At 50.0% G+C, this 25,294-nt stretch carries 20 protein-coding genes; 7 read left to right on the forward strand and 13 right to left on the reverse strand.

The window, feature by feature from the left end:
* Genes KI362_RS03040 through KI362_RS03050 form a run of 3 tightly spaced genes read right to left on the reverse strand, consistent with a single transcriptional unit; the run spans position 1 to position 3,299 of the window.
* Positions 1–837, reverse strand: coding sequence for an ABC transporter permease (locus tag KI362_RS03040; RefSeq protein WP_044478053.1), 837 nt, complete (start codon positions 835–837; stop codon positions 1–3).
* Positions 838–1,806, reverse strand: coding sequence for an ABC transporter permease (locus KI362_RS03045; RefSeq protein WP_301624792.1), 969 nt, complete (start codon positions 1,804–1,806; stop codon positions 838–840). It abuts the gene before it with no gap.
* Between the two features lie 2 nt (positions 1,807–1,808).
* Positions 1,809–3,299, reverse strand: coding sequence for an ABC transporter substrate-binding protein (locus KI362_RS03050; RefSeq protein ID WP_301624794.1), 1,491 nt, complete (start codon positions 3,297–3,299; stop codon positions 1,809–1,811).
* Positions 3,300–3,633: 334 nt separating this feature from the next.
* Here KI362_RS03050 and KI362_RS03055 point away from each other — a divergent pair, with 334 nt between their 5' ends.
* On the forward strand, positions 3,634–4,629 hold the full coding sequence (locus tag KI362_RS03055; RefSeq protein WP_301624795.1) for a permease: 996 nt from the start codon (positions 3,634–3,636) through the stop codon (positions 4,627–4,629).
* Positions 4,630–4,647: 18 nt separating this feature from the next.
* Entirely contained in the window at positions 4,648–5,550 is a 903-nt protein-coding gene (locus tag KI362_RS03060) for a TIGR03943 family putative permease subunit (protein ID WP_301624796.1), read from the forward strand.
* Between the two features lie 82 nt (positions 5,551–5,632).
* Here the strand turns inward: KI362_RS03060 and KI362_RS03065 are convergent, their stop codons facing one another.
* From KI362_RS03065 to KI362_RS03075, 3 genes are all read right to left on the reverse strand, one after another.
* Complete coding sequence (locus tag KI362_RS03065) at positions 5,633–6,514, reverse strand: carbohydrate ABC transporter permease (protein ID WP_301624797.1); 882 nt, start codon at positions 6,512–6,514, stop codon at positions 5,633–5,635.
* A gap of 12 nt (positions 6,515–6,526) precedes the next feature.
* Positions 6,527–7,429: an ABC transporter permease gene (locus KI362_RS03070; RefSeq protein WP_301625226.1), complete on the reverse strand. Its 903-nt coding sequence runs from the start codon at positions 7,427–7,429 to the stop codon at positions 6,527–6,529.
* A 111-nt stretch (positions 7,430–7,540) separates the two neighbouring features.
* Positions 7,541–9,253, reverse strand: a complete 1,713-nt coding sequence (locus tag KI362_RS03075; protein ID WP_301624798.1) for an extracellular solute-binding protein — start codon at positions 9,251–9,253, stop codon at positions 7,541–7,543.
* Positions 9,254–9,585: 332 nt separating this feature from the next.
* Here KI362_RS03075 and KI362_RS03080 point away from each other — a divergent pair, with 332 nt between their 5' ends.
* The gene (locus KI362_RS03080; RefSeq protein ID WP_301624799.1) at positions 9,586–11,880 is read left to right on the forward strand and encodes a helix-turn-helix domain-containing protein; all 2,295 of its coding nucleotides are present in this window, start codon (positions 9,586–9,588) and stop codon (positions 11,878–11,880) included.
* Positions 11,881–11,909: 29 nt separating this feature from the next.
* Here KI362_RS03080 and KI362_RS03085 read toward each other — a convergent pair whose 3' ends face one another.
* Positions 11,910–12,740 carry an AraC family transcriptional regulator gene (locus tag KI362_RS03085; RefSeq protein WP_306432809.1) on the reverse strand — a complete coding sequence of 277 codons (831 nt, stop codon included), beginning with the start codon at positions 12,738–12,740 and terminating at the stop codon, positions 11,910–11,912.
* 185 nt (positions 12,741–12,925) lie between these two features.
* On the opposite strand from KI362_RS03085, the gene KI362_RS03090 reads away from it, so the two are divergent.
* From KI362_RS03090 to KI362_RS03105, 4 genes are read left to right on the forward strand one after another with little or no spacing between them, the layout of a single operon-like run.
* Positions 12,926–14,089 carry a Gfo/Idh/MocA family protein gene (locus KI362_RS03090; protein WP_301624800.1) on the forward strand — a complete coding sequence of 388 codons (1,164 nt, stop codon included), beginning with the start codon at positions 12,926–12,928 and terminating at the stop codon, positions 14,087–14,089.
* Between the two features lie 46 nt (positions 14,090–14,135).
* Complete coding sequence (locus KI362_RS03095) at positions 14,136–14,984, forward strand: sugar phosphate isomerase/epimerase family protein (RefSeq protein WP_301624802.1); 849 nt, start codon at positions 14,136–14,138, stop codon at positions 14,982–14,984.
* A gap of 15 nt (positions 14,985–14,999) precedes the next feature.
* Positions 15,000–16,115, forward strand: a complete 1,116-nt coding sequence (locus KI362_RS03100) for a Gfo/Idh/MocA family protein (protein WP_301624804.1) — start codon at positions 15,000–15,002, stop codon at positions 16,113–16,115.
* A 16-nt stretch (positions 16,116–16,131) separates the two neighbouring features.
* Positions 16,132–17,175, forward strand: coding sequence for a Gfo/Idh/MocA family protein (locus tag KI362_RS03105; RefSeq protein WP_301624806.1), 1,044 nt, complete (start codon positions 16,132–16,134; stop codon positions 17,173–17,175).
* Positions 17,176–17,303: 128 nt separating this feature from the next.
* On the opposite strand, the gene rhaM is transcribed toward KI362_RS03105, so the two are convergent.
* The 6 genes from rhaM to KI362_RS03135 form a co-directional block, all read right to left on the reverse strand.
* Complete coding sequence (gene rhaM / locus KI362_RS03110; protein WP_301624807.1) at positions 17,304–17,633, reverse strand: L-rhamnose mutarotase; 330 nt, start codon at positions 17,631–17,633, stop codon at positions 17,304–17,306.
* Positions 17,634–17,865: 232 nt separating this feature from the next.
* Positions 17,866–18,891: a glycoside hydrolase family 88/105 protein gene (locus tag KI362_RS03115; protein ID WP_374705615.1), complete on the reverse strand. Its 1,026-nt coding sequence runs from the start codon at positions 18,889–18,891 to the stop codon at positions 17,866–17,868.
* Positions 18,892–18,909: 18 nt separating this feature from the next.
* On the reverse strand, positions 18,910–20,562 hold the full coding sequence (locus KI362_RS03120) for an ABC transporter substrate-binding protein (protein ID WP_301624809.1): 1,653 nt from the start codon (positions 20,560–20,562) through the stop codon (positions 18,910–18,912).
* A 36-nt stretch (positions 20,563–20,598) separates the two neighbouring features.
* Complete coding sequence (locus tag KI362_RS03125; RefSeq protein ID WP_301624811.1) at positions 20,599–21,498, reverse strand: carbohydrate ABC transporter permease; 900 nt, start codon at positions 21,496–21,498, stop codon at positions 20,599–20,601.
* Between the two features lie 254 nt (positions 21,499–21,752).
* Entirely contained in the window at positions 21,753–22,658 is a 906-nt protein-coding gene (locus KI362_RS03130; RefSeq protein WP_301624813.1) for an ABC transporter permease, read from the reverse strand.
* Positions 22,659–22,963: 305 nt separating this feature from the next.
* The gene (locus tag KI362_RS03135) at positions 22,964–25,234 is read right to left on the reverse strand and encodes an AraC family transcriptional regulator (RefSeq protein ID WP_301624814.1); all 2,271 of its coding nucleotides are present in this window, start codon (positions 25,232–25,234) and stop codon (positions 22,964–22,966) included.
* Positions 25,235–25,294 lie beyond the last annotated feature (60 nt).

The raw sequence follows: 25,294 nt of genomic DNA on the forward strand, positions 1-25,294 counted from the left end.
CTATTCATTGGAGCTGGAAGGCTCCATCAAAATGCGAAACTGTTCTCCAATGCTGTCAAAGCTTTTAATAACGACGACTAACAGCAAGCCCGGGAACACGACCAACCACCATTTTCCTGTTGAAATATGGTTCATCGCTTCCGACAAAATAATGCCGATGGCCGGCGTTTGGGGAGAAAGCCCGAACCCCAGGAAAGTCAGCGCGGCTTCATGCAAAATTACATGTGGAAACATCAGAAGAAAGCCGATCATGATTTGCGGGAAAACTGCCGGCATAATATGTTTTCTTGCGATAAACCATGCAGATCTCCCCAAGCCCTTGGACACTTGAATGTACTCGGCCGTTTTAATCTGAAGCACCTCGGAGCGAACAACTCTCGCAAGCGCAGTCCAATGCGTGAGCGAAATGCCAAGCACAATCCCCTGGACACCTCCCCCTACGATAAAGCAGATCAACACCATAAACACAAGGTGAGGCATGCCAATAAACAAATCGATGAGCCAGGAAATGACCGTATCCACCGCTTTACCGAAGGTTGCTGCGCATATGCCTAGGACAGTGGCTATCAGAACACTGATCAATGAAGTAAATGCACCTACCGCCAGAGACAGACGCAAACCCTTGATCGTTCTCGTAAACATATCCCGACCCAGCCAGTCCGTCCCGAACCAATGCTCAAGGCTGGGGGCAAGGTTTTTCCCCCCGGCGCCCAGGCGGAGATGATCATTGCTAAGGCCAAAGCTGAGGATCAGAACAACCAATAAAAAGCCGAAAGAACCCGCCATGAGCAACAGCATTCTTTTTCTAGCATTGAAACCTTCCTGTAAGCTCGGCATTTAGCTCGCCTCCTTTGTCCGGGGATCAATCACGTTGTTTAATATATCGGCTATAAGATTTCCGGCAAATACGAATAAGGAGCTGACCAAAATAATGCCCACCATTAAAGGGAGGTCTCCCTTTAACCCGGCTGTGGTCAAGGTGCTGCCGAGTCCTGGATAGGCGAATACCTGCTCAGCCAGCATGGAGCCCCCGAACAGCTCGCCAAAATAGGCAAACTGTAAGGATATAGCGGGAAGAATCGAATTACGAAAGCCGTGATGTTTGAAAATTTGCCATTTACTTTCCCCTCTTGCCTTGGCAAAGATGATATATTCCGTATTCAGAATGTCTATCATCTTCTCGCGCGTATGCATCGCCACATTGGCTACGCCCAAGATGCTTAAGGCTAGTGCCGGCAACACAAAATGACGGACCCGGTCTATAAAATGCACTTCGCTCTCCAAAACGCCGGCCGGAACAGCCAAGCCTACGGGAAGCCATCTTAACCAGACAGCAAAAACGATCAGAAGAATTAAGCCCATCCAGAAAACGGGCGTGGATACCAAGGTGTAACTGTACCATTTGATTATTTTATCGATGAGCCTTCCCCTGTTCATAGCAGCGAGCATGCCGAGTGCGTATCCGATAACTCCCGATAAAATCCAGGCTGTACCCATTAAGGCCAGCGATGTTAAAAACCGGCTTTGAATAATGTCAACGACCGGGGTGCGGTACAACAAGGAGGTTCCAAAGTCGCCTTTAAGCAGCGCCCCGGCCCAGGATAAATACTGCTCTACAAGACCTTTATCTGTTCCCCAATATTCCTTGAACTTCTCAATTTGCTCCGGTGATGCCGAACTGTCTCCTCCGACATAGGCATTGACTGGGTCCATCGGCGAGAGCTGAATCAAAGAAAAAGTCAGGATGGATAATCCGATCAATAAGGTTACGACGCGAACCAGGCGAATCACGATACTTTTTGCCACGGTCAATTACCCCAAGTCCACTCGGTGATATTGCCGAACAGTGCCCACTCGTGCCCATGGGAATGGATCGGCTGTTTGCCGAGATTCAGCTTCTCATTCGCCAGGTATAAGTGATCGACGCGCAAGAGCCAGACAATCGGCGCATCGCCAATGCCGCTAAAGCCGGTCTCTCCATCCCACTGTGCAAGCTTCCAGTATTTATTGGCCTCTTCCTGCGTAACCGCATTGAGTGCCTTTTTCAAATACTCATCCACCTTAGGATTTTTATAATTGGACATATTGTTATAGCCCGTGTCGATCACCTCGGAGGAATTCATCGTGTACAGCTGATGAGGATGGTGACGTCCTCCTCCCCAAGCGACCGCCCCAGTTTTGCCTTTAAGGTAGATCTCATCCCAGGTAGCCCCGATCAAATTGATTTTTATACCGAATTCAGTCGCTTGGTCCGCAACGGCAAGAGACAGATCACTGCGAAGCTGGTCACTGGAGCTGAAGTACATATCAAACTCCGCCTTGAGTCCATTCTTTTCCACGATTCCATCTCGGTCCGTATCAACCCATCCGCCATCGGACAGTATTTTTTTCGCCGCTTCGATGTCGCCGTCTTCAATGACGGTTTCTTCATTAAACCAAGGCAAACCATCACATAAGCAATAAGCCTTTTGACCGTATCCGTCCAATGCCACATCCAGAAGCATCTGGCGGTCCAGCCCGATATTAAGCGCCTGGCGGATCGCGAGATCGGAGGTGACATCATTGCCGGCATCCACTTCTTTATCGTTGGTTCTGCCTTTCCCGCCGCTAGGCACCGTCGGCAGCATGATTCCGCGGGAATCAATGCTTTCGAAGGCGAGGAGCTGCATGCCGTTTACCTTTTGCTCCGCAAACGTCGGCGGAACGTATACAATATCCGCTTGCCCGGCCTTAGCAGCCGCAAGCGCGGCATCTTCCTCAAGAAGAAGCAGAGTCAGCTTTTTGAACTGGGGTTCTTTTCCGTACCAATAGGGATTGTACTCCATAATAATTTGCTGCCCGTCGTCGTACTGGACAACCTGGTATGGACCGGAACCGATCGGATTTTGCGAGTAGCTGTCATCATAATGAGCTTCAGGCACGATGCCGATCTCCGTAAGCTGGCTTACGAAGGTAGAACGAGGTTCCAAAAGCCTGATTATGACGGTATTATCCTCAGGCAAGGCTTCTATCGATTCGACAAATGACAAGTCAAACTTAATGCCGTCTTCCTTAAGCATCTCATATGTAAATTTCACGTCCTCCGCAGTAACAAGCTCCCCATTTGAAAACTTAACATCGTCCCGCAACGGAAAAGTCCATGTTAAAGCATCCTCGCTAACGGTATAGGACTCGGCAAGGTCGCCGATGAAGTTCAGATCGGAATCGATTGTCAACAACGAGCTGTGTGTCAAACGAATCTGAGCATGCGTTCCCCAGCCTTTTTTGGGATCAAACATACCGATATCGGTCTTGCCCACGGCCAATATCAAATCCTCTTTGACCGTTTCCGTCCCCAGAGAATCGGCCGAATGAAGTTGTGAAGGAGAACTTGATCCACAACCTGCCAGGAAAATGAATATAGATAATACCCACGTTAAATAAAAGATCGTCCTCTTTCTAGCAATTTTCTTTTTATTAGACTTCATAGGAATCCTCCGTCCCAATCTCATATTTTAATCGTAATAAATACGATTAATTCTGAATAGATTATATCGACCTCCTAGAAGCTTGTCAACATCCCAAATGATAGTTATTTATTCATAGTCAATGCATAAAATAGTACAACTACAACTCTATTACAGGAGGCCATTGATGAGAGCTTCGACGTTCTACAAAACGCTGCCCTTCTTCCTGCTCATCGTCTTTCTAATCCCGGTCGTCGCAGTCTGGCCGCAGCACGGTGCCGCCCTCTTCGCTCACCCGCAATGGCAGCAGTTGAAAACGATCTTTATCGGCATCTTTCTGGAGGCCTTCCCGTTCATTCTGATGGGCGTGTTCCTGTCCTCCTTGCTCCAACTGTTCGTTAAGGACGAGTGGATTGCCCGCTGGTGTCCGAAAAATCCCGTAATCGGCGTCGTATTCGCCGCCTTGCTGGGCATTGTTCTCCCCATTTGTGAATGCGGGATGATTCCCGTCGTCCGCAGGCTTATGCTGAAGGGACTGCCCGCTCATATTGCGGTAACCTTCATTCTCAGCGGCCCGATTCTCAATCCGGTCGTCTTCGCCGCCACGATGATGGCGTTCCGCTCGCATTCCGAGATTGTTTACGGCCGAATGGGACTTGCCTTTGTCGTCGCCGCACTGATCGGCCTGATCATATACAGTCTATGCCGACGCAATCCGCTCAAGCGTTCCCTGCAGGAATTCGGGACACAAGGTGCGGGGGCGGAAGCCCATCAGCATCCCAAAACCTGGAACAGCTTTTTCACCCACGCCGGGGACGAGTTATTCGAAATGAGCAAATACGTCGTGCTAGGCACGTTTCTGACAGCTGTCATTCAGACGACGATCCCGAGGGATGAGCTCCTTGCACTGGGTAATGGACCGATATCCTCCTATGCGCTGATGATGGGCTTTGCCTTCATCCTGTCGCTTTGCTCCACCTCGGATGCCTTCGTGGCTTCCGCCTTTTCCCATGTGCTGACCGCCGGACCGCTTCTTTCCTTTCTGGTGCTGGGCCCCATGCTTGATTTCAAAAGCCTGCTCATGCTCTTTGCCACATTTAAGCCTAAATTTGTGATCGGTCTGAGCCTGTTGATCATCGTGCTAGTATTTGCCGGTTCAGTCACCGTAAATATGATTCTTTAAAAGGAAAGGAGTGATCACATGATGGACAGCTTCAGCTTGAAGCACCGCAGCCATTACTTCGTTCGCGCCATTCTGTTATGCTGCCTTGCGTTCTATATCATGGGCTTGAATAATTCCGATGCGCTGCATTACTACTTGGCGCCCCATATGCAGAGGCTGCTGCTGCTCTGTCCGATTCCGCTGCTCTTCATCGCCTTCGGCATGCTATGGCATGCAATGATGGGGGACTCCGCCCAAATCTGCGATTGTGAGCACCCGCTCCCGGGCGGTCTGCTGAAAAGCACCGGCGTATACGGCATGTTCGCCATCCCCCTGCTGTTCGGCCTGCTGCTTCCGGATCAGGCGCTCGGGAGCGATATGGCGGCGAAGAAGGGCATTGTCTATTCCTTCCCCGATCCGGAGCTCGAGCATAAGGCGAAACCGACCGCCCCCCTGGTCCCGGCCTTAAGCACATTGGACGAGATGTTTATTCCCCGGGATATATATAGCGTAGAATTTTCTGAATTAGCTAAAAGGCTGTATACGCTCCCTGTTATCCAGGTTGATCCGCTGATTTTCTCGGAGACGATTGGTTCCATCGATATGTATAAAGAGCATTTTGCGGATAAAAAGATCGTTCTGCAAGGCTTTGTCTTTCGAGAGGAGGATATGCCCCCGGACAGCTTCGCATTGACCCGCTTTCTGGTCATGTGCTGCACGGCGGATGCGGTTCCGTTCGGCGTCTTGGCACGCGGAGATGAGGTGTCCGCATTGGAGGAGGATGCATGGATAGAGCTGGAGGGGACTATCGGAGTGGGGAATGTGAACGGCGAAGAGCGGCTGCAAATTACGGTCGATCAGATCAGATCCGTAGAGCAGCCGGCCACCCCTTATATTTTCACACATCCCGATTCGGTTGCGGCTTTTGACGCGAAGAATTAAAATCCAGCGCACCACTCAAACAACAAGGCCGCCCGTTTAGGCAGCCTTGTTCATTTCTTAAAGCCGAAGAGCCTCTCCATGTTTACCCTTTGAGCGCTCCGACCATGACTCCCTTAACAAAATATTTCTGCAGGAACGGATAGACCAGCAGGATCGGGAGTGTAGCAACCATAATTGTTGCATATTTTATGGTTTCGCCGATAGCCGCCCTGTCCTGAGCTACTGCTCCGGACATCATTTCATCCGTACTGTTGGAGATCAGAATCTCTCTAAGCACCAGCTGCAACGGCCATAGTTCTCTATCTCTCAAATAAATCATGGCCCCGAACCATGAATTCCAGTGGCCTACCCCATAATACAGCACCATCACGGCAATGGTTGGCAGCGCCAGCGGCAAAATAATTCGGAACAGGATGACAAAATCATTAGCGCCATCGATATGAGCAGATTCTACCAGCCCGCTCGGTATTCCCTGAAACGCCGTTCTCATAATGATCAGATTCCAGGTTCCGATGGCTCCGGGAATGATCAAGGCCCATAAAGAGTCCATTAAACCGAGATTCTTGACCAACAGGAAATTGGGAATCAGCCCGCCGCCGAAAAACATGGTGAACACGATCATAAAGGTAATCAGCTTCCTCCAGAAGAAATCCTTCCTGGAAAGAACAAAAGCGCCCATAGAGGTCATTATGATATTGTAGGTCGTTCCCACCACGACAATAAAGAGCGTATTCATATATCCGGAATAAATGATGGGATTCTCCAGTACAGCCTTATAAGCCTCCAGGCTGAAGTTTAACGGCTTCAGAAGCAAGCCGCTATGGGCTGTAAGCTCATCAGCACTGCTCAAAGATGCAAACACCACATAAATAAACGGATAAGCCGTTATCACGGCCAATGCCGCCAATATTATGACATTTAACGAATCGAAAATATAATCCCCCACTGTCTTTCTGACAACCATACCTTCCACTCCCTACCAAAGACTGGTTTCGTTGACCTTCCGGCTAACATAGTTCGCTGTGACGATTAAAGTCAGATTCACGATAGAGTTAAAAAGTCCCACCGCCGCACTGAAGCTGTAATTTGCCTCCACCAATCCACGCCGATACACAAAGGATGAAATGATATCCGCTGTTTCATAGGTGCTGGGATTATAGAGCAGGATGACCTTCTCATATCCCTCGCTCATCATATGGCCAATATTCATTATTAACAGGATCACGATTGTGGGGGCGATTCCCGGGAGCGTGATATGGACGAACTGCTTCCATCTGCCGGCTCCGTCGATGGTTACCGCCTCATAGAGCTCCGTGTCGATTGCGGTAAGGGATGCAAGATAGATAATCGAGCCCCAGCCTACGCCCTGCCAAATGCCGGTGCCTACATAAATGGTCCTGAACCATCCCGCTTCAACAAGGAAGATCGTCCGGGAGCCTCCAAAATAAGCAACAATATCATTAATCAGACCGCTTTTTGCGAAGAAATCGATAATCATCCCGCAGATCACCACGGTTGAGACAAAATGCGGTAAATAGGTAACTGTTTGAATTGTCTTTTTAAAATATTTGCTTTTGATTTCATTAAGCAATAACGCCAGAATAATGGGGGCTGGAAAGGCAAAGAGGAGCTGATAGAAATTGATCAACAAGGTATTTCGGATGACCCTCCATGCGGAAATACTGCTAAAAAAGTCTTGAAAATGTCTTAGTCCTACCCAGGCGCTGTCCCAGATTCCTTTTATCGGGCTAAATTGTTTGAACGCGATAATGACCCCGTACATCGGGACGTAGTGAAACAGGATATACCAGGCTACGACGGGCAAAGCCATCAATATCAGCCACTTATTTTTTTTATAATCTTTTTTTATGGCTTGCATGAGGCTTGGCTTTTTATATATCAAATGCTGCGGCTGCAGCTTTAATTCTGGCACTATCGGAACCTCCCCGTATTGAGAGATGGGGGAATTTCTTCCCCCATTTCATTCATGCTATTTCTCAAAGATGTCGCTGATATTAAACGATTTCGGATTTAAGGCCTGCGGGAATTTTTCAATGAACCGGTCATAGGCAGCCTGCCTAACCTGGATGATGTCGTCAATACCCAGCCTTTGGATTTGCTCCACATATTTATCCCAAGTCGCATCCACGTCCTCTTTTCCCATAAGCCACTTCAGGAACATTTCATCCTTATAGGTGTTAATTTCATTCTGCTTGGTAGTCGTCTGTGAAACCTCATCCGGAGTCAAGGTACCTCTATAGTTCTTATTGGCTTGAGTAACCTGCTTGGCATATTTGGTCCAGGTCTTCAATGACTCTTGCTGCTGAGGCAGCGCCATATACTGCTCAAAATATCTCTTGTCCTGTACGAAGGGACCGTCCTTGAACGCACGGGTATAGTACTGCCCCATAGTTGCAATCGGCTGTCCGTTGGGATTGTTAGTAACCAAGTCCGTATATTTCGGATACCCGTCCTCCATCGTATAGCTTACGCCCTCAATTCCGAAGTTATAGAGCATAGAGCCTTCCTTCGTATATCCATAGTTCAGGAATGCCAGCGCCTCCGGAAGATTCTCGCATGCGGTGGTAATATTCCAGGCTCCATTGTTAACAGTAGGTCCATCCTTCGCCATAAAAGGATTGAAATCCCCCTTATTAAGCACGGGATACGGCATAGCGACCAAGTCAAATTCAGGATCCTTGTTCTTCATCAGCGGCAGGTATTTGCCAAGACCGGAGCCGGTATTCCCCACGGTTGCGCCCGCTTGATTGCCGGTGATTTTAGCATCGATGGTTTTGGTATTATTCGTAGCCAGCTCGGGGTCCAAGAGACCCTCCTTATACCATTTCACCATGGTTTTGGTGTACTCTTTAAACCTTGGATCAATAGAGCCGTATACGACTTTACCATCCTCAATGAAGTAATCCTGGTTAATTCCCCAGGCTCCGGTAAAGTACATTCCTTTAATATTTCCGACAGTTCCGGTAAAGGGCGCAGTCGCCCCCTTCTGTTCTTTGAAGGCCTTCAATACCGTATACAATTCGTCAATGGTTTCCGGCACTTCCAGCCCCAGCTCCGTCAACCAATCCTTGCGCAGAAAGCCGCCGAAGAAAGTGTAGATACTCTCGTCACCTTTGAGGAACGGAACACCGAACTGTCTCCCTTCCTCTGTCTCTACATCCATTAACAGATCGGGATAGGCTTCATAAATTTTCGCCAGATCCGGCGCATACTTGGGAATTTCATTCTTTATGTCAATCAGTATCCCATCCTCGAAGGCCTTTTCCCTTCCCCCCGGATAATCTCCAAAGGTGCCCACAATAAAATCCGGGATGTCGCCGGAGGTAAGCATCAGATTAAACTGCTCCTTCGCCGAGCCTTCTGTAGGATGAATATACTCAATCCTCACATTCAGTCTTCTCTCCAGCTCTTTATTCAGCTCCGACTCGGCATAATTCTTCATGATAGGAAGAGCCGTGCTCATCAGAGGATCCCAGACGCGAAATGTAACCGTTTCCTTAAAAGGCAATGTTACAGCGGTATCCGCCGCCGTCGAGTTCGAATTCGTCGAATTCGCCGGCTCCGCCCCTTTCTCCTCTCCTCCGCATCCTGTCAGCGCAGATGACAAAAGCGCTAGCAGAAGGAACCCCGTGGCAAGCTTGGTAAATAGCTTCTTACTCTTCAACTGATTACGTTTCAACATCTCTTCTCCCCTTACGTTCATTTTGTTGTTACACGCAATTATAATCCGACTGCAAGCTTCCCCGTCTCATGTCAATTACAATTGCTAGGGCAAGTGTAGTATTTCAGCGAGCTGCAGAGCAATCTCCATCCGGCTGAATACATACTCAAAATGCCAAAAGCCAATATTGAATTTGGGAAAATCATCATCAAAAAACAAAAAACGGGGCAACACCAGAGGATGTCTGCTTCCCGCGGCAGTGTATTGTAGTATACTATTGAGAAACGCAGACTCTCCAACATCGATAATCCCTGACTTGAGGAACTCAACAATTATAATAATGAGGGGGATCCATGAACGTAAAGAGCGTGTTGAACACTAGAAATAGCATCATCTTTACTCAAATTTTATCCTATATATTGATTCTGTTAATTCCTATCACTTTTACCGGGATCGTTTATCTTGTCACTGTAAGGACCATTGAGCAGGAAACCAACAGGGCGAATCTGGCTATGCTGAAGCAAGTCCAGTTGAATATGGACAACATTTTAAAGGATGCCGAGCGGTTAAGCTTTGATATCGCCTTCAATCCGGGCATTCAATTACTGGCCGCTTCGCAGGACAACAACTGGAATAGCAGACAGTATGAGGTTTCTCAGATCGTGAAGGAATTCAAAAGAATGAATATCGCGAATGGCTACATAGATGATTTTTATGTGTACTTTAAAAACCTGGATGGTGTGATTTCTTCAACGGCAGCTTCAAGGAGCAATTTTATGTACCCTATTCTGGTCACTAATGATTTAAGGTACGAGCAGTGGATAGATACTCTGCAGCATGCATACAGCGGCAGATATATCTCCATGAGCGATAAGACCAGCTCCATGGAGGATTCCGAGGCGCTTGCCTACATGCGTTCAATCCCCATAACGAATTCGGAGAAGCCGCTTGCCACGGTCGTCATCAAGTTTAATCCGGAGAGATTTGCGGAAATGATCCAGAATATCCAACTGGCCCAGTACGGGGGTATCTTTATCCTAGACAATGATAACAACATTCTCACGTCGACAGCTTCTTTTCCTTTATCGGATATTCTGCAGACGGGCGAGCTTGACCGCAACGACAACATCCTGGTGAAGGGACGAGGGAAGGATTCGTTGATTATTTCCTATTCGGAGTCCGATGTATCCAAGCTAAAGTATGTTTCCATTGTCCGGCGAGATATTGTGATGGAAAAAAGTGAGTTTACCGAAAAATTAATGATTGCGAGCATTGTGCTGTGTTTGCTTTTTGGAGGAGCTATATCCGTGTTACTTGCCTGGCGCAATTATAATCCGGTGCGTAATCTGATCCGCATTGTCCAGAACGGGAAGATCAAGAGCTCTTATGACAGATCGAGCAATGAATATCAGTTTATTTATGAGGCCATTCAGGATGCGCTTCAAGAAAAGGAAAAAATAAACCTGAAGCTTAAGCAGCAAAGCAGCGTGGTGAGAGCGGATTTTCTGCAAAAGCTCTTAAAAGGGAAGTTTGGTCACATATCCGTCCATCATAATGCGTTTTACGCGCTTGACATGCAGTTTATTTCCGATGACTTTATCGTCGTGCTCCTATCCATTGAAGATCAGGGCAAGCTGATCCCCTTAGAGGTGGGGGACGATTTTGAAGCGAAGTCGAAGCTTCCCAGCTTTGTGATCACCAATGTTTTTGAGGAGCTCTTGGGTCAAGGCTATAAGAGCTTTGTTACAGAGATTGATGAAAAAATAGTATTCCTAGTGAATCTACAAGCTTCTGAAGCGGTGGATCCTGTGCAGGAATTGGCAAGCATTATCGAAGAGCTGCAAGGCTTTTTTGGCAAATATTACGATCTGAGCCTCACAGCTTCCATCAGTGATGCGCACACGGGAATCCGCGGCATGCAGGAAGCCTATCAGGAAGCCATAGAAGCCCATGATTACAAGCTGATAGCCGGCAACGGAAAGATCATCAGCTTCCAAAGTCTGAAATATAATGTCAGAGATTATTTCTATCCTCTTGAAAAGGAACAAAAATTAGTGAATTGCATCAAAACCGGAGAGTTCGAAAAAGGAAAGCAATTGCTTGATGACATTATTCGCTCGAACTTTATGGACGGCGCTCCCACTGCGGAAATGACAAGGTACTTTATGCTTGACCTTGCAAGTACAGTCGTAAAAACAGTAAAAGAAATCGCTGCTGACGAGCCGGTAGAGAAGCTGTTTGAGTGTGAAACCGTAGCGGAGCTCCAGACGGAAATTACGAATATACTATCGTTGGTATGTAAGCGCATACAATCAAAGACAGGCAATCGTTTTTATGAAATGAGCAGGAATATCATCCAGTTTGTTAACAACCACTATGGAGAAGTTACCTTAAATGTAGCGATGATTGCAGATCATCTGGGAATTACTCCAAGCTATATGTCCAGGCTCTTCAAAGAACAAACCGGAGAAACCCTGCCGGATTACATCAATAAGGTGAGGCTGGAGAAAGCAAAAGTGTTATTAAGGGACGAAAAGCTCAATATTTCCGAAGCGGCTGTCAAAGTCGGGTATTTGAACAGCAATGCGCTGATACGCAGCTTTAAGAAGTATGAGGGAGTTACCCCGGGAAAATATAAAGGGTCTTGATAAGCCCCTTGATGCTTCAGAGCAACGGCTCATCGCGTACAAGCCCGATAAGAGGTTGGCGATATCCCCGCGTGGCACTTGAACTGGCGGGAGAAATGCGCCAGCTGCATGCCCAGTTGCTCGGCAATATCGGCAATGCTGGAGTCCGTGAAGGTCAAGAGCCGCTTGGCTTCCTCCATCCGCTTTTGCTGCACGTAATGCATAGGGGTAACGCCCATGATTTTTTTGAAATAAGGAATGAAATAGTTTGGATGCAAATGGACGAGATGGGCCAGCGCTTCGATCTCGATCGGCTCGCACAGATGCTCCTGAATATACGCCAGCACTTTGCCCAGCTTGTTTCTTTCCGTCATTTGCATGTAATCCTTCAAATAATCGTGATATCCCCCCTCCTCCAGACAGCAGGCAAGCAGGTTGAGCAGACAGGCCTGCATCCGCAGCCCGGCGAAAGGGCCGCCGCTCTGAAATTGGCGGATCATCTCCTCAAACGTCAGACGAACCTGCTCCGGGTTGCGGACACTGCTGATATAGAGCTTGCTTCCCGCATGAAACAGCGGCCAGCCTCCCACCTGGGCATCGAAATGGCAAAAATATCTTGAATACGGATTGTCCGGATTCGTAAACGTCGTTTGACTGGACCCCGCCGGCATGATCATCAATTGATTGGGACGCGGGTAATAGGTCTCGCCATTGATTATGACAGAGCCTTCCCCTTGAGGAATGAAATACAGCCGATTAAAGCTTGGGGACTGCTCCGTCCGGTTCCAGCCGGGAAAACCGGTTTTCAGTTGCGCGTGCGTTACCGTCACAGTCAAGCTTTCGGGCATTCTCCCGGCCTGAAGCTCCATTTCATTCATCATCTTTCCCAATCCTCTCCATCATGGATTTTCTTCTCCCTTGATTGTAACACGACAGAGAAATTTATCATATTCACCTTAATTTTGTGCAAAATACGCTTAATCCTTGTCATTCTCTTTCCTCCATATTCAAGCTAAGCTAAAAGCGATAAGTAAGGATGAACGCAAGAAGAAAGGCAGGTAGCAATATGAACAAAGTACGGTTTGGCATCATCGGCATCGGTAATATGGGCTCTTCCCATGCGTTAAGCCTGGTTCAAGATATTCAGGGAGCAGAGCTGACTGCTGTATGCGATACAAACCCCAAACGGCTGGAATGGGCACATGAGCACCTCCCTGACCAAGTGCTTGTATTTGGCAATCCCGATGATTTCTTCGCGTCTCGCGCGATGGATGCGGTTTTGATTGCAACGCCTCACTATGATCATCCCACCCTTGCGGTACAAGCTTTTGAGAGCGGTTACCATGTGTTGATTGAAAAGCCGGCTGGCGTCTATACCAAGGCAGTCCGGGAGATGAACCGCGCGGCTGAAGCCTCAGACAAGCTGTTCGGCATTATGTACAACCAGCGGACCAATCCGCTCTATGCCAAGCTGCGCGAGCTGGTGTTATCCGGGGAGCTCGGCGAGATTCGCCGGACGAATTGGATTATTACGAACTGGTACCGGTCGCAGAGCTATTACGATTCCGGCGGCTGGCGCGCCACCTGGGCCGGAGAAGGCGGCGGCGTGCTGCTCAATCAGGATCCGCATCAGCTTGACCTCTGGCAGTGGACGACCGGGATGATGCCGGCTCGGGTTCGTGCGTTCTGCCACTTCGGAAAATATCGGAACATCGAAGTCGAGGATGACGTCACCGCTTATGTTGAATATAGCAACGGCGCCACAGGGCTGTTCGTGACCACTACCGGCGAAGCGCCCGGAACGAATCGCTATGAGCTGACCGGAGATAACGGAAAAATCGTTATCGAGGACGGCAAGCTGACGTTCTGGCGGCTGCGGGTGCCCGAGCCTCAGTTCAACGCGGAATTCACTGGCGGCTTCGGCCAGCCCGAATGCTGGAAATGTGATATTCCCATCCATGAAGGGGAAGGCTCGCAGCATAAAGGAATTTTACGGAATTTCACGAACGCCATTCTTCACGGCGAGCCGTTGCTGGCTCCGGGAAAGGACGGCATTCACGGATTGACGCTGTCCAACGCCATGCATTTGTCGTCCTGGACCGAGGATTGGGTGGAGCTGCCGCTTGATGAGGACTTGTACCACGCCAAGCTGCAAGAGAAGATCGAAGCCTCAACCTTCCGAAAAGTAAACGGAGACGGCAAAACGCTCGATGTTTCGGGCACGCATTAGGCTCTGAGTTTTTATACCAAGCGATTTCAAGGAGGCTCAACCAGCGATGAAATTGTCCGTATTTACCGTAGCGACACCGGATCTTACACCGGAGGAACTGGTTCAGGCGGCTCGGGAAGCAGGACTCCACGGCGTGGAATGGCGATACAAGGAGATTCCGGCCGATGCAGCCGGAGAAGCGCCATCCTACTGGCGCAACAATCTATGTTCGATTGACCCGTCTCTCCCGGACGAGGAGCTGCTGCGCTTCAAGCACCTTACCGAAGCAGCAGGCCTGGAAATGGTCAGTGTTACCCCCTACTTGAATCACCTTGGACTGGAGGAGACGGAGCAAGCTTTCCACGCTGCTCGTCTGCTGGGCGCGAAGATGATTCGCGTCGGAGCCGCCGGATATGGCGACGGGACGCCTTATCCCGTGCTCTATGACAAGACGGTCCGCTATCTGAAGGAAGCCGAGCGGCTTGCCAAGCAATACGGCGTCAAAGGGGTCGTGGAGACGCATCATTTCACCATCGCCCCCAGCGCCGGCCTGGCCCATCGGCTTGTCAGCCATTGCGATCCCGACCTGATCGGCGTTTTATTTGACCCTGGTAACATGGTGTATGAAGGCTACGAGCAATTCAAGATGGGACTGGAACTGCTTGGTCCTTATCTTGCTCATGTTCATATCAAGAACGCCGCCTGGAAAGAAACCGGCAAGCTCAAGGACGGAACGGCCGAATGGCGCTGCGAATGGGCCTCCTTGCATAACGGGATCGTCGATTTCGGCCGGCTGCTGGCGGATTTGAAGTCCGTTCACTACGACGGCTATCTCGGCATCGAGGACTTCAGCGGTACATGGAATTCCAGAGCTATGCTTCGGCAATTTGCCGAATTCATTCATGAGCGAATTTAAGGAGGACGACTATCAATGCCATCAGAAGCTAACGGACAAGTTGAATCTTTTCAGACCAGCGACGGAATGAACTACGCGCCAAAGGGCCGGCCGAATCAAGTCGTGCAAGCGGGCGAGTTCATATTTGCAGCCGCTGCGCTGGATCATGGACATATTTACGGCATGACTGGCGGATTGATCGAGGCCGGAGCGACCTTGAAATGGGTGTATGATCCGGACCCGGCCAAAGTGCAGGCATTTTTGAAATCGTATCCGCAGGCAGCTCCTGCCGACAGTCTGGAACAAATTCTTCAGGACCCAGAGGTTCGGCTTGTTGCCTCCGCTGCGATTCCGTCTGAACGCGGTCCATTGGGGCTTCGGGTGATGGATGCCGGGAAGGATTACTTTACGGACAAGGCGCCGTTCACCAGCCTGGAGCAATTGGAGGCCGCCCGCCGGAAGGTTCAAGAGACCGGACGAAAATATGCCGTATACTATAGCGAACGCCTGCATGTGGAATCTGCGGTTTACGCAGGACAACTGATTCAGCAAGGCGCCATTGGTCGAGTGCTGCAAATCACCGGATTTGGACCGCACCGGCTGAACGCCCCCTCCAGACCCTCCTGGTTCTTTGAAAAGGAGAAGTACGGCGGTATTCTTTGCGACATCGGGAGCCATCAGATCGAGCAATTCCTGTTCTACTCCGGCTGCAAGGATGCAGAGGTCGTGCACAGCAAGGTCGCGAACTATAACCATGCCGAATACCCCGAGCTGGAGGATTACGGTGACGCGACACTCGTCGGGGATAACGGAGCGACCCAGTACTTCCGGGTGGACTGGTTTACGCCGGACGGGTTAAGCACCTGGGGAGACGGCCGGACGTTCATTATGGGAACGGATGGCTACATCGAGCTGAGAAAATATACCGACATTGCCCGGGATCGGCAGGGGGATCATGTCTATCTGGTCAACAAGGATGGCGAACAGCATTTCTCCGTTCGCGGGCAGATCGGATTTCCATATTTCGGAGAGCTGATCCTAGATTGCATCCACCGGACCGAGCATGCGATGACCCAGGAGCATGCCTTCAAAGCTGCAGAGCTCTGTCTGAAGGCACAGAACCAGGCTCTTCATCTCACCACATCTCTATAGACAGGAAGGATGCATCATGAGAGATCCGATCGGTGCGGCCATTGTCGGCGCTGGTGCGATATCCACCGTTCATGCCGAAAGTCTCGCCAAATTGAACGGAGTGCATCTGAAGCTGATCGTAGACATTGATCCGGTCAGAGCCGCACAGGCCGCTGAGAAATATCATTGTGAGGCAGCCAGCGATTTTCAAACGCTGCTGAATCGGCAGGATATTCAGGTTGTGCATCTATGCACGCCCCATCATCTCCATGCCGGGATGGCGATCGATTTGCTCCGGTCCGGCAAGCATGTTCTTACGGAAAAGCCGTTGGCTCATCATCTCCCCGCTGCAGAGGCCTTACTTCGGGAGGCAAGCCAGAGCTCGGCTCAGCTGGGGATTACCTTTCAAAACCGTTATAATGCCTCATCCCGGGCCATACGGGAAATGATCGACAAGGGAACACTGGGGCGTCTGCTTGGCCTTAAAGGAATCGTCACCTGGAGCCGCGAGCCTTCGTATTATACCTCCAGCCCTTGGCGGGGGAGCTGGGCGACCGAAGGCGGCGGTGTGCTGATTAACCAGGCGATTCATACCCTCGACCTGCTGCAATGGTTCGGCGGCGAGGTAGCTTCCATTGAAGGCAGCGCAAGCACCGATGCCCTGGGCGATACGATAGAGGTCGAGGATACGGCGCATGCTCATATCCGGTTTACCAACGGAGCACGGGGATTATTTTATGCTACGAACGCCTATGTCTCCAATTCTCCGGTCGAGCTCGAGCTTGTATTCGAGCAGGGGGTGCTCCGGCAGCGGAACGATTGCCTGCACCTCGTCCAGCACGGCAGCGAGACGCTGCTGTGCGAGCCTCCCGCAACCTTGGACGAGCAAGGACTGATTACGGGCAAATCCTATTGGGGCATCAGTCATCAGCTATTGATCGAGGATTTCTACGATCATGTCCGCAGCGGGACGCGCTTTCCGGTTCATGCTGAGGAAGGAATCAAAACCATGCGGTTGATTGCCGATTTGTACGCTTCTTCCCAAGCGCAGGCCGCTCGGATGAGCAGCCGTCCGACTTAAATTCTAGTAAAAGAAGCAGGCTCCGAAGCGGCTGGAATGCCTAACCGCTTCAGAGCCTGTTGAATTTTTATAGCAGACGCTTAGAATTTCGCTCTATTGAGGAGACTGGCCACTCTATCACTTAGCTGCTATTCCTCAGACTTTCTCTCCAGAAAGAACACCTCTTTCAAATCACGGCTTACAGGACGGTGGTCAGCATGCGTCTCCATGATATCCTTCATGCTATCCCACCACTTTCTGCAAATCCTCGTATCGGCAGCCTGGTTCCAAAGAGCTTCGTCCTCAAGCTCTAAATAGGCAAACAAAGTGCTTGTAGGTTCATCTAAAAAAATCGAATAACTAATAACTCCGTGAGCGAGAAGCATCTCTCTCATCTCGGGCCAAAGCTCATTGTGACGCTTATGATATTCATCATGACAGTCCTCGTAGACCTTCATCAGTGAAGCTTTTCGTATCATCCCTCCGCCTCCCTCCCTCATTTAATTTTACGTTTTGAGGGCAACGTGTGAAGTGTGCTTACGATCGCTGTTGTTCGCGGATTTCTCTAATTGAATTAAGATAGTATAAGGTAGAAATCCACTCACAAAGGCGAACGCTTACGCTTCTACAGCACACTTTCACACTTATACCCTTTCTACGTAATTTTATAGTTCAACTTATAAGCAACAAGTATCGAGTATCCTTCATCAATCATTCGCCAACTTGAATTGCCGCCGCCAGCAGCGCCAATGTGAGTCCCTGTCCCCAGCCCTGGGCCCATTTGCGGTCCACTGCAAGATAGTCCTCGACATCCTTCATCACGGCGGTTCCGCCGGAGACATTCAGCACGCGGCCATTCGCTGCAATGTTATCCAGCACGCCATCCAGCGCTTTCTGCACATATTTTGCATGGAGGGGATTGCCCTGCATGAGCATAGCCGCCGCTATTCCTGCCGTCGCTGACACTTCACCGTAGGCCTCAGGAGCATCAAGAACGGTTCCCCAGAGGCCGTTATCCTTCTGCAGTTTTTTAATCGCCGCGAGTTGATCCCGCAAGGAACTCCATATATGCATCATCGGCGGATAGAGGTAGCCTTCCGGCACCACCCTTGCCGCCCGGGACATCGTATAGGCTGCCCAAGCATTGGCGCGAGCCCAGTAGATCCCGGACATATGATCCTTCCTGATATTGTTGTAGCCATGATACCAAAGTCCGGAGTCCTCGTCCTGCAAATAATGGATATGCCAATAAAATTGGTGCAGAGCATCTTCAATCAGCGGCTTCTCTCCCAGCATCACACCGGTGCGCAGCATGAAATAGGCGGCCATAAACAGCGTATCGGCCCAGCACTGCTCCGGAAAATCATTCTTGGCGGACACCGTATGCTGAAGCACCCGTTCTCCGAATCGAGGGGCCTTATTCTGGATGTAATCGATCTTGCTTAAAATCAGATCGAGATACTTCTGGTCTTGCGTGTGTTCATACAAGGTAAGCAGCATATGTCCCATCGCGCAGGTGTTCACGTTCCAGATCGGAAGCCCTGCCTCAATGTACTCATCGCACCATTCCGCCATCCGTTCGAGATAAGCCTGTTCCCCGGTAGCTTCGAAGATCGAGCTGACTCCGTAAAAGGCAACCCCTCCCGGCCAGTCCCAGGTCAGATCCATGCCGAAGATATAGTCCACCACGCGTCCGGCGATTGGTTTCAGGTCGGACGGAACCGCTGTTAGCTTCAAACTATTCACCCTCCCGGATTAATTGTACTGTCCCGCGTCGATCGCTTTCTGCTTCTCGTCGAGAATCTCCTGGTAACCCGCGTTGAGATAAGTCTTCTTGGCTGCTTCGTAGGTCGCATCGAACTCTCCTTCCGGAGACAGAACACACTTGACATACAGCTCCTGGAACAACGAGTTCAGGTCGGCCTTGTATTCGTTAACTTTCTCAAGAACGATAGTAAACAAGGCGTCCGGCGTGCGGTATTCTGCCGTCTCATCATAGTACTTCAGCATATCCTCGGCCAGATATTCGTATCCTGGAGGCGCCCAGTTGCGGATATACGATTTCCGCGTCAATTCCGGGCTGGCGTATTCTGCCATCTCCGTGACTAGTCCCCAATAATCCTTGTTGTTGTTATTGGACAGCTTCGATTCACCCGCAAAATCGGCTGCCTTCACAGCGATGCCATCACTGTCGAGCGTGTAATTCTGGCCCTCGACACCATTTTGCAGGAAGAAGAGATTATCCGGCTGGCTCATCCATTCGAGATACATCCATACTGCCCTCCGTTCCTCGGCCGAGGATTCGTAATTTATGCCCATAATGAAGCCGAAGGGCCAGTAGGCGCGTCCCTGAGGCTGGAAGCCTTCCGGAACGCTCGCCGCCGGAGGCAGCACAGCGAACTCGGCATCCGGATTGTTGACGAGCGTAGCGGATATAACGTCTGTATTGCTCGTAAGATAGAAGGCGAATGTTCCGGTCTTGCCGGCTACGAACTCCGCTTTTGTCTTTGCCTCATCATTGCGCAAATAAAATTCCTTATCGATCATTCCGTTGTTGTACTGATAGTTCAGATTGCGAAGATAGCGTTCCGTTGCCGGAGACGTCAGGTCGGCCACACTAAGGTCAGAATACAGCGCCCGTTCTTTTCCATCAATCGGCCAGTCCCGGAAGGCATAGTTGAAATTATAGTTGTTTTGCAGCAAGTTGCCGCCGCCAACGCCGAGACCCGCTTCCTTCCATTTTGCCAGCATCTCGTTAAATTTCTCCAAAGACGTCAAGTCCTCGACTTTCATCCCGGCCTGCTCTACCCAGTCCTTCCGAACGAGTGTCGTGAAGTTATCCGCAGAAGGGCGATTGGCAAAGAAGAAGACTTTGTTTCCGTCCACACTACCGTATTTCTCTATGGTTGAACTCATATTTTTCCAATAAGTCGGGGCATAGTAAGCAATTTCGTCATAATCAAGCTCTTGCATCACTTCTTCTCCGTAATAGGCCAGTGCTTGCGGCATGTCATAGTGAAAAATAATGTCTGGCGCCTTGTGCGAAGCAAGCAATTGTTCATAGTCCGTAACCTCGCTCGTGCGGGTAATCGGAACATATTTAACATCGATGTTGTACTTATCTCCGAACTCCTGCTGAACCCAGCGGGTATAGTAGTTATCGGTGACATTCCAGCCTTCGAACGCACGCTCGTAGACCGGGATTTCCAGCGTGACCTTCTCGGGAAATCCTCCCGAGTAATCCTGATAATCTCCCGATGAGTTAGCGGAGTTGGCGGTCGGCGTATTCGAATTTTTAGAGCTGTTATCCGAATTGGAGCTGGAATTGTTACTGCCTGTACATGCCGACAGAACACTGATTGCTACGAACAAAGCCATGACGATCGAGAACATTTTACTTTTGTTCATCGTTTTCCCCCCGTTTTTCAAATGATCTTGCTTCAGTTATTCCTTAACTGCACCCAGTAAGACGCCTTGGACGAAATACTTCTGGATAAACGGATAAATGCAAAGGATCGGAAGCGTTGCAAACACGACACACGATGCCTTTAGAACCTCGGGATTACTGAGCTGAACCTGCGTCGCCTCCAACTGGAAGCTCTCGCTGGCCTGAATGACCAGATAATACAATTTGAGCTGGAGCGGCCGAAGATCCACCGCTTGCTTGATGTAGAATAAAGCGTCCTGATACGCGTTCCAGCGGCCAACGGCATAAAAGAGCGATAACGTTGCAATAATCGGCTTGGAGAGCGGCAGGACGATGCTCCACAAGATGCGGAAATGGCCTGCGCCGTCAATTCTTGCCGACTCCTCAAGGCTTACCGGAATACTGCTTGAAATCGAGGTCTTCATGATCAGGAAATTGAACGCGCTGAACGCCTGCGGCAGAATAAGCGCCCACAAGGTATCGAGCATGCCGAGTTGATTCATCAGCATGTATTCGGGAATAATGCCGCCGCTGAAATACAAGGTGATCATGAAGATCATCGTCAATGCGGTGCGCCCCTTAAGCTGCTTGCGTGATAAAGGATAGGCCGCGCAGACGGTGATGATCATGCCTAGTATGGTGAATGCAACCGTCACAATCACCGATATATAGAGGGAACGAAGAATACTAGCATCGGCAAAAATCTTGCTGTAGGCTTCAAATGTGAAGCCGCGCGGCAGAAGAATCACCTTGTTCGCAATGACAAAAGCGTCTGAGCTCAGCGATTTGGCAACGACATGAAGGAACGGCAGCAAGCATACCAGCGAGGCGATGATCAGCGTGAGATGAATCAGCACATCCCAGATGTCAAAGCGTCTGTTGCGATGCGCGGTGAGTACATTGCCCAAAGACTTCAAGAACCCGCCTCCTTTCTTTGATAGGTTGTTCAAAAAGTCATCTTCCCAGGACGAAGCTGTTCCAGGAGTACATTCGACATCGAATCTTGAATTCAGCCGGGCCTTCCGTTGCTCACGTAGATCTGTCTACGCTCCGCTACTCAGTCCCTAGCTTCATCCAACCTTCTTGGTCCTGTAAACCCAACTTTTTGAACTTTCAATTTAAGGGCTGTAATCAAAATCAGTTCGATTAGGTTTAGTTATAATACTCCCTCTCATAAGAGTCCGTCTTCACCAAGCTTTTTGGCGATACGATCCGCCAACAGCACCAGCATGATTCCAATCAGGGACTGGAACAATCCGAGCGCCGTGGCCCGGCTGAAGTTCCCGCCCTCGATCCCCCAGCGGTACACCAGCACCGGAATCGTCGTCGTAAACTCTGTTGTGGCTTTATTTTGCAGCGCATAGATCCGTTCGAACGAGCCCTCCATGACCCGTCCCAGGTTCATGATTAACAAAGTCACGATGGTCGTGCGAATCGACGGCAGGGAGACATTCCATACCTTCCGCCAGCGTCCTGCGCCGTCCACGGTTGCCGCCTCGTACAGCTCCGGGTTGATCCCGCTGATCGCTGCAAGATAAATAATCGTCCCCCAGCCCATACTCTGCCAGACGCCAATCGCCAGATAACTGATCAGCCAGTTGACATCCTCCTGCAGAAACGGAATCCGGTTTCCGCCCATCATCGCGATGACATTGTTGACCACGCCATTGCCCTCGCTCAGCAGCTGATAAGCAATTGCGCCGATAATAATCCAGGACAGAAAATGCGGCAAATAAAGCAGGGTCTGGTTGATCCGCTTGAATCGGATGTTTCTTACCTCATTTAGCAATAGGGCCAGTACGATCGGCATCGTGAAGCTGAAGACAAGATCAAGGCAGTTCAGCAGCAAGGTATTGCGGACAGCGCGGCCAAAATCATGCTTGGCGAACAGCTCCCTGAACACCTCGAATCCAACCCACTCGCTCCCCCAGACGCCATGGGCGATTTTGTAATTCTTGAACGCCAGCACAAGGCCAGACATCGGTGCGTATTTGAATACAAGCACAAAAGCGATCGGGATCAGAAGCATCAAATAGAGTTGAAGGTCCCGACGAAGATAAAAAGCGAGCCTCTTCACTAGTGTCTCTCTGGTAGTTGAGGGACTTTTAACTTTTGAAGCGCTTTCAAGTTTCAGAATCTCACCTCCTAACGCTTGGGGCTTCCTCACCCCGTCCGAATCATTGTGGAGATCTATGGGGGAGGCTGTGTCTCATCTTACCCTCCGTTTTCGCACCGGTAAATCATGAGTTTTGATTCTATTTGTCATTTTTGATTGCTGCTTGATGGAACGGGGATTTTGCGGGTGAACATAATCAATATTGAAGGCTATAAGCAAAATTGACTACTTCGACTAGGCAGCCTGCCTCTGCACCTTCATCTCATTCACGAAGTGTTCGTCTTGGCGGATCTGTAGCTGCTTGGCGCCATGCCCTCATATTTGCGAAAAAAACGGTTGAAGCTCTGCACATTGTAGTACCCGACTTCGGAAGCAATCTGGGCGATGGTAAGCGGGGTTTCCAGCAAGAGCTGCTTTGCCTTTTCAATTCGCAGTTGATTGATGTAATCGATCAGGCTTTTCCCCGTAAGTTCATATACGATTCTCCGCATATAGGAATAACTGATGCCGATTTCCTTGGCCATATTTTCGAACACGATTTCCTCGCAATAATGCTGTTCCAGGTAGCGGACAATTCGTTCGCCATGCCCTGCTTCACCCTGATTCCGTGTGAGGTACTGGATAATCTCGCCGAAGAAGCCGCGCATGTATTCCTCAAGCTCGTCAAGCGTATCCAAGGAAGCAATGGCGGAATACATATTTCCCCGCCCCGTGAATATCCGTTCCGTGTTGATGTTGTTTTCTCTGAGATGCTTGATCGTGACGCTGAGCAGCTGGTTATAGATGTACATGATATTATCGTAAGAGATATATTCGGCCGAAAGAATTTCCTGCCGGATCACACCCAGCTCTTTATAGATGCTGTCCGAATCAGCGGCGTTTAGAAAATTGAGAATCCTCCTTTCGCTGAGCGATGGATAGACGTATTTCCTGCTGCTGTGTTCCGTTGCCTCTCTCCAGAAAATAATTCCCCGGCTTCCTTCAATCATCCTGTACTTGATCATCTCCATGGCCTCAGCTGCCCGGTCAGGAATACTCCCATTTAAGGCAGACGGACTGCTTACCCCGATCGTCACCGTATGACCGAAAATGTGATCCGCCATGGTCCTCACTGCTGCAAGAGCAGCGTGGATGCCTTCGCCATTCCGGCCGGCTTCTTCCTCGCCATAATTAATCACCATCGCAAAATAGCCCTCGCCCTGATAAACGCTATAAGCGTGGATACCTTCCGGAAATAAGCCCTCACATTGGGCGTTGAAAAGATACCGGTGATAGCTCCGGGTTTCCGAATTCGCCTGGCGCACATAATTCCGGTATTGGTCAATCGAGACGATGGCGATCAGGCAGTGAGGCTCGGGGAACATGCTCACAGCCTGCTCCGGAACCTCGCCTTTCAGCAGGTTATGAATGGCCAGGCTGCGCGTATCCCGTTCACGCTGGCGCAGCAGCAAATGAAGGCCTTCCTCCTCCTCCTGCATCCGCCGAAATGCCGCATCGAGGAACGCAAGCTCATTTCGTCCCGAGATCCCCAGATTGCCGCGTGCACGAACACTGTGAACCAGCCTGCGCACCGGCTTGGACAGCCAGGTGGCCAGAAGGACGGACAGCAAGGTCCCGACGAAGAAAATAACGACGGTCAACAGAAGAATACTGCGCTGCATCGCGCGAGTCTGGCTCATTAACTCATCCATCGATGACATACTCACATTCCACCATCGGTACCGCTCTGAAAAGGACCAGGCATACAGCAACCGCTTGTCATTCTGCTCATGAAATGCGTACCCCTGCTTGATCCCTTGATCCAATATTTCTCCGACAAATGGCAGCTCTCTCCCATTGGTAAGCAATAGGCCTTTATCATCATGCGAAATGATCGTGCCATCCCGTCTCATAAGCACAAATCCGTGCTCACCAGGCTCCGACGACCGCAGGTAACTCTCAATCTGGCTTTCCCGCAAATTGACGACGATCATGCCCCGTGTCGTGGTCGATAAACGATTCAACGGCAGCACATACGAGATTACGTTCGTCCCCGAGCTTAATTCCCGAGGAACCCAAATCCCTCCGATCCCTATCCTCCCGATCAGCGCCTGCTCGATCCAATCGATCGGCTCATATCTGTCCAGCGTCGTAATCCCTTTGTCCGTGGAAATGACGTAGTTCGCTCCCTCCAGATAAAAATAGGTAGAGTACACGCCATCGACTCTGTGGTTCAGGTTCACCAATTCATTCAGCACCGTAAGGGCGCTGCTCATGTTGCCATAATTCTCCCCAAGCTCGGCATAGGTCTCGAAATTGCGGATCCGGTCATAAATATGGGTCGAAGACAGCCTTACGGCATCCTGTGCCAGATTGTTCAGCGCATTCTCATTCAGCTTCCGGTTCGCATTCAGCCCTGCGAGCGCGGATTCCGCAATCTCAAGCTCGGAATTCCGCAGGATCTGCGCTCCGCTGTACCAGGTCAGAATGGACAACGGAATCGCCATGACGCAGAACAGAATGAGTGCCAGCTGAAGCAGCATCGGAATTCGTTTCATTGCTCAAAGCCCCTCTTTTCCCGTTTGAATTCGCTTTCATTTCAATTTATATGAACTATT

It is taken from the genome of Paenibacillus apis, assembly GCF_018333295.1.
GTDB classification, from domain to species: Bacteria; Bacillota; Bacilli; order Paenibacillales; family Paenibacillaceae; genus Fontibacillus; species Fontibacillus antibioticophila.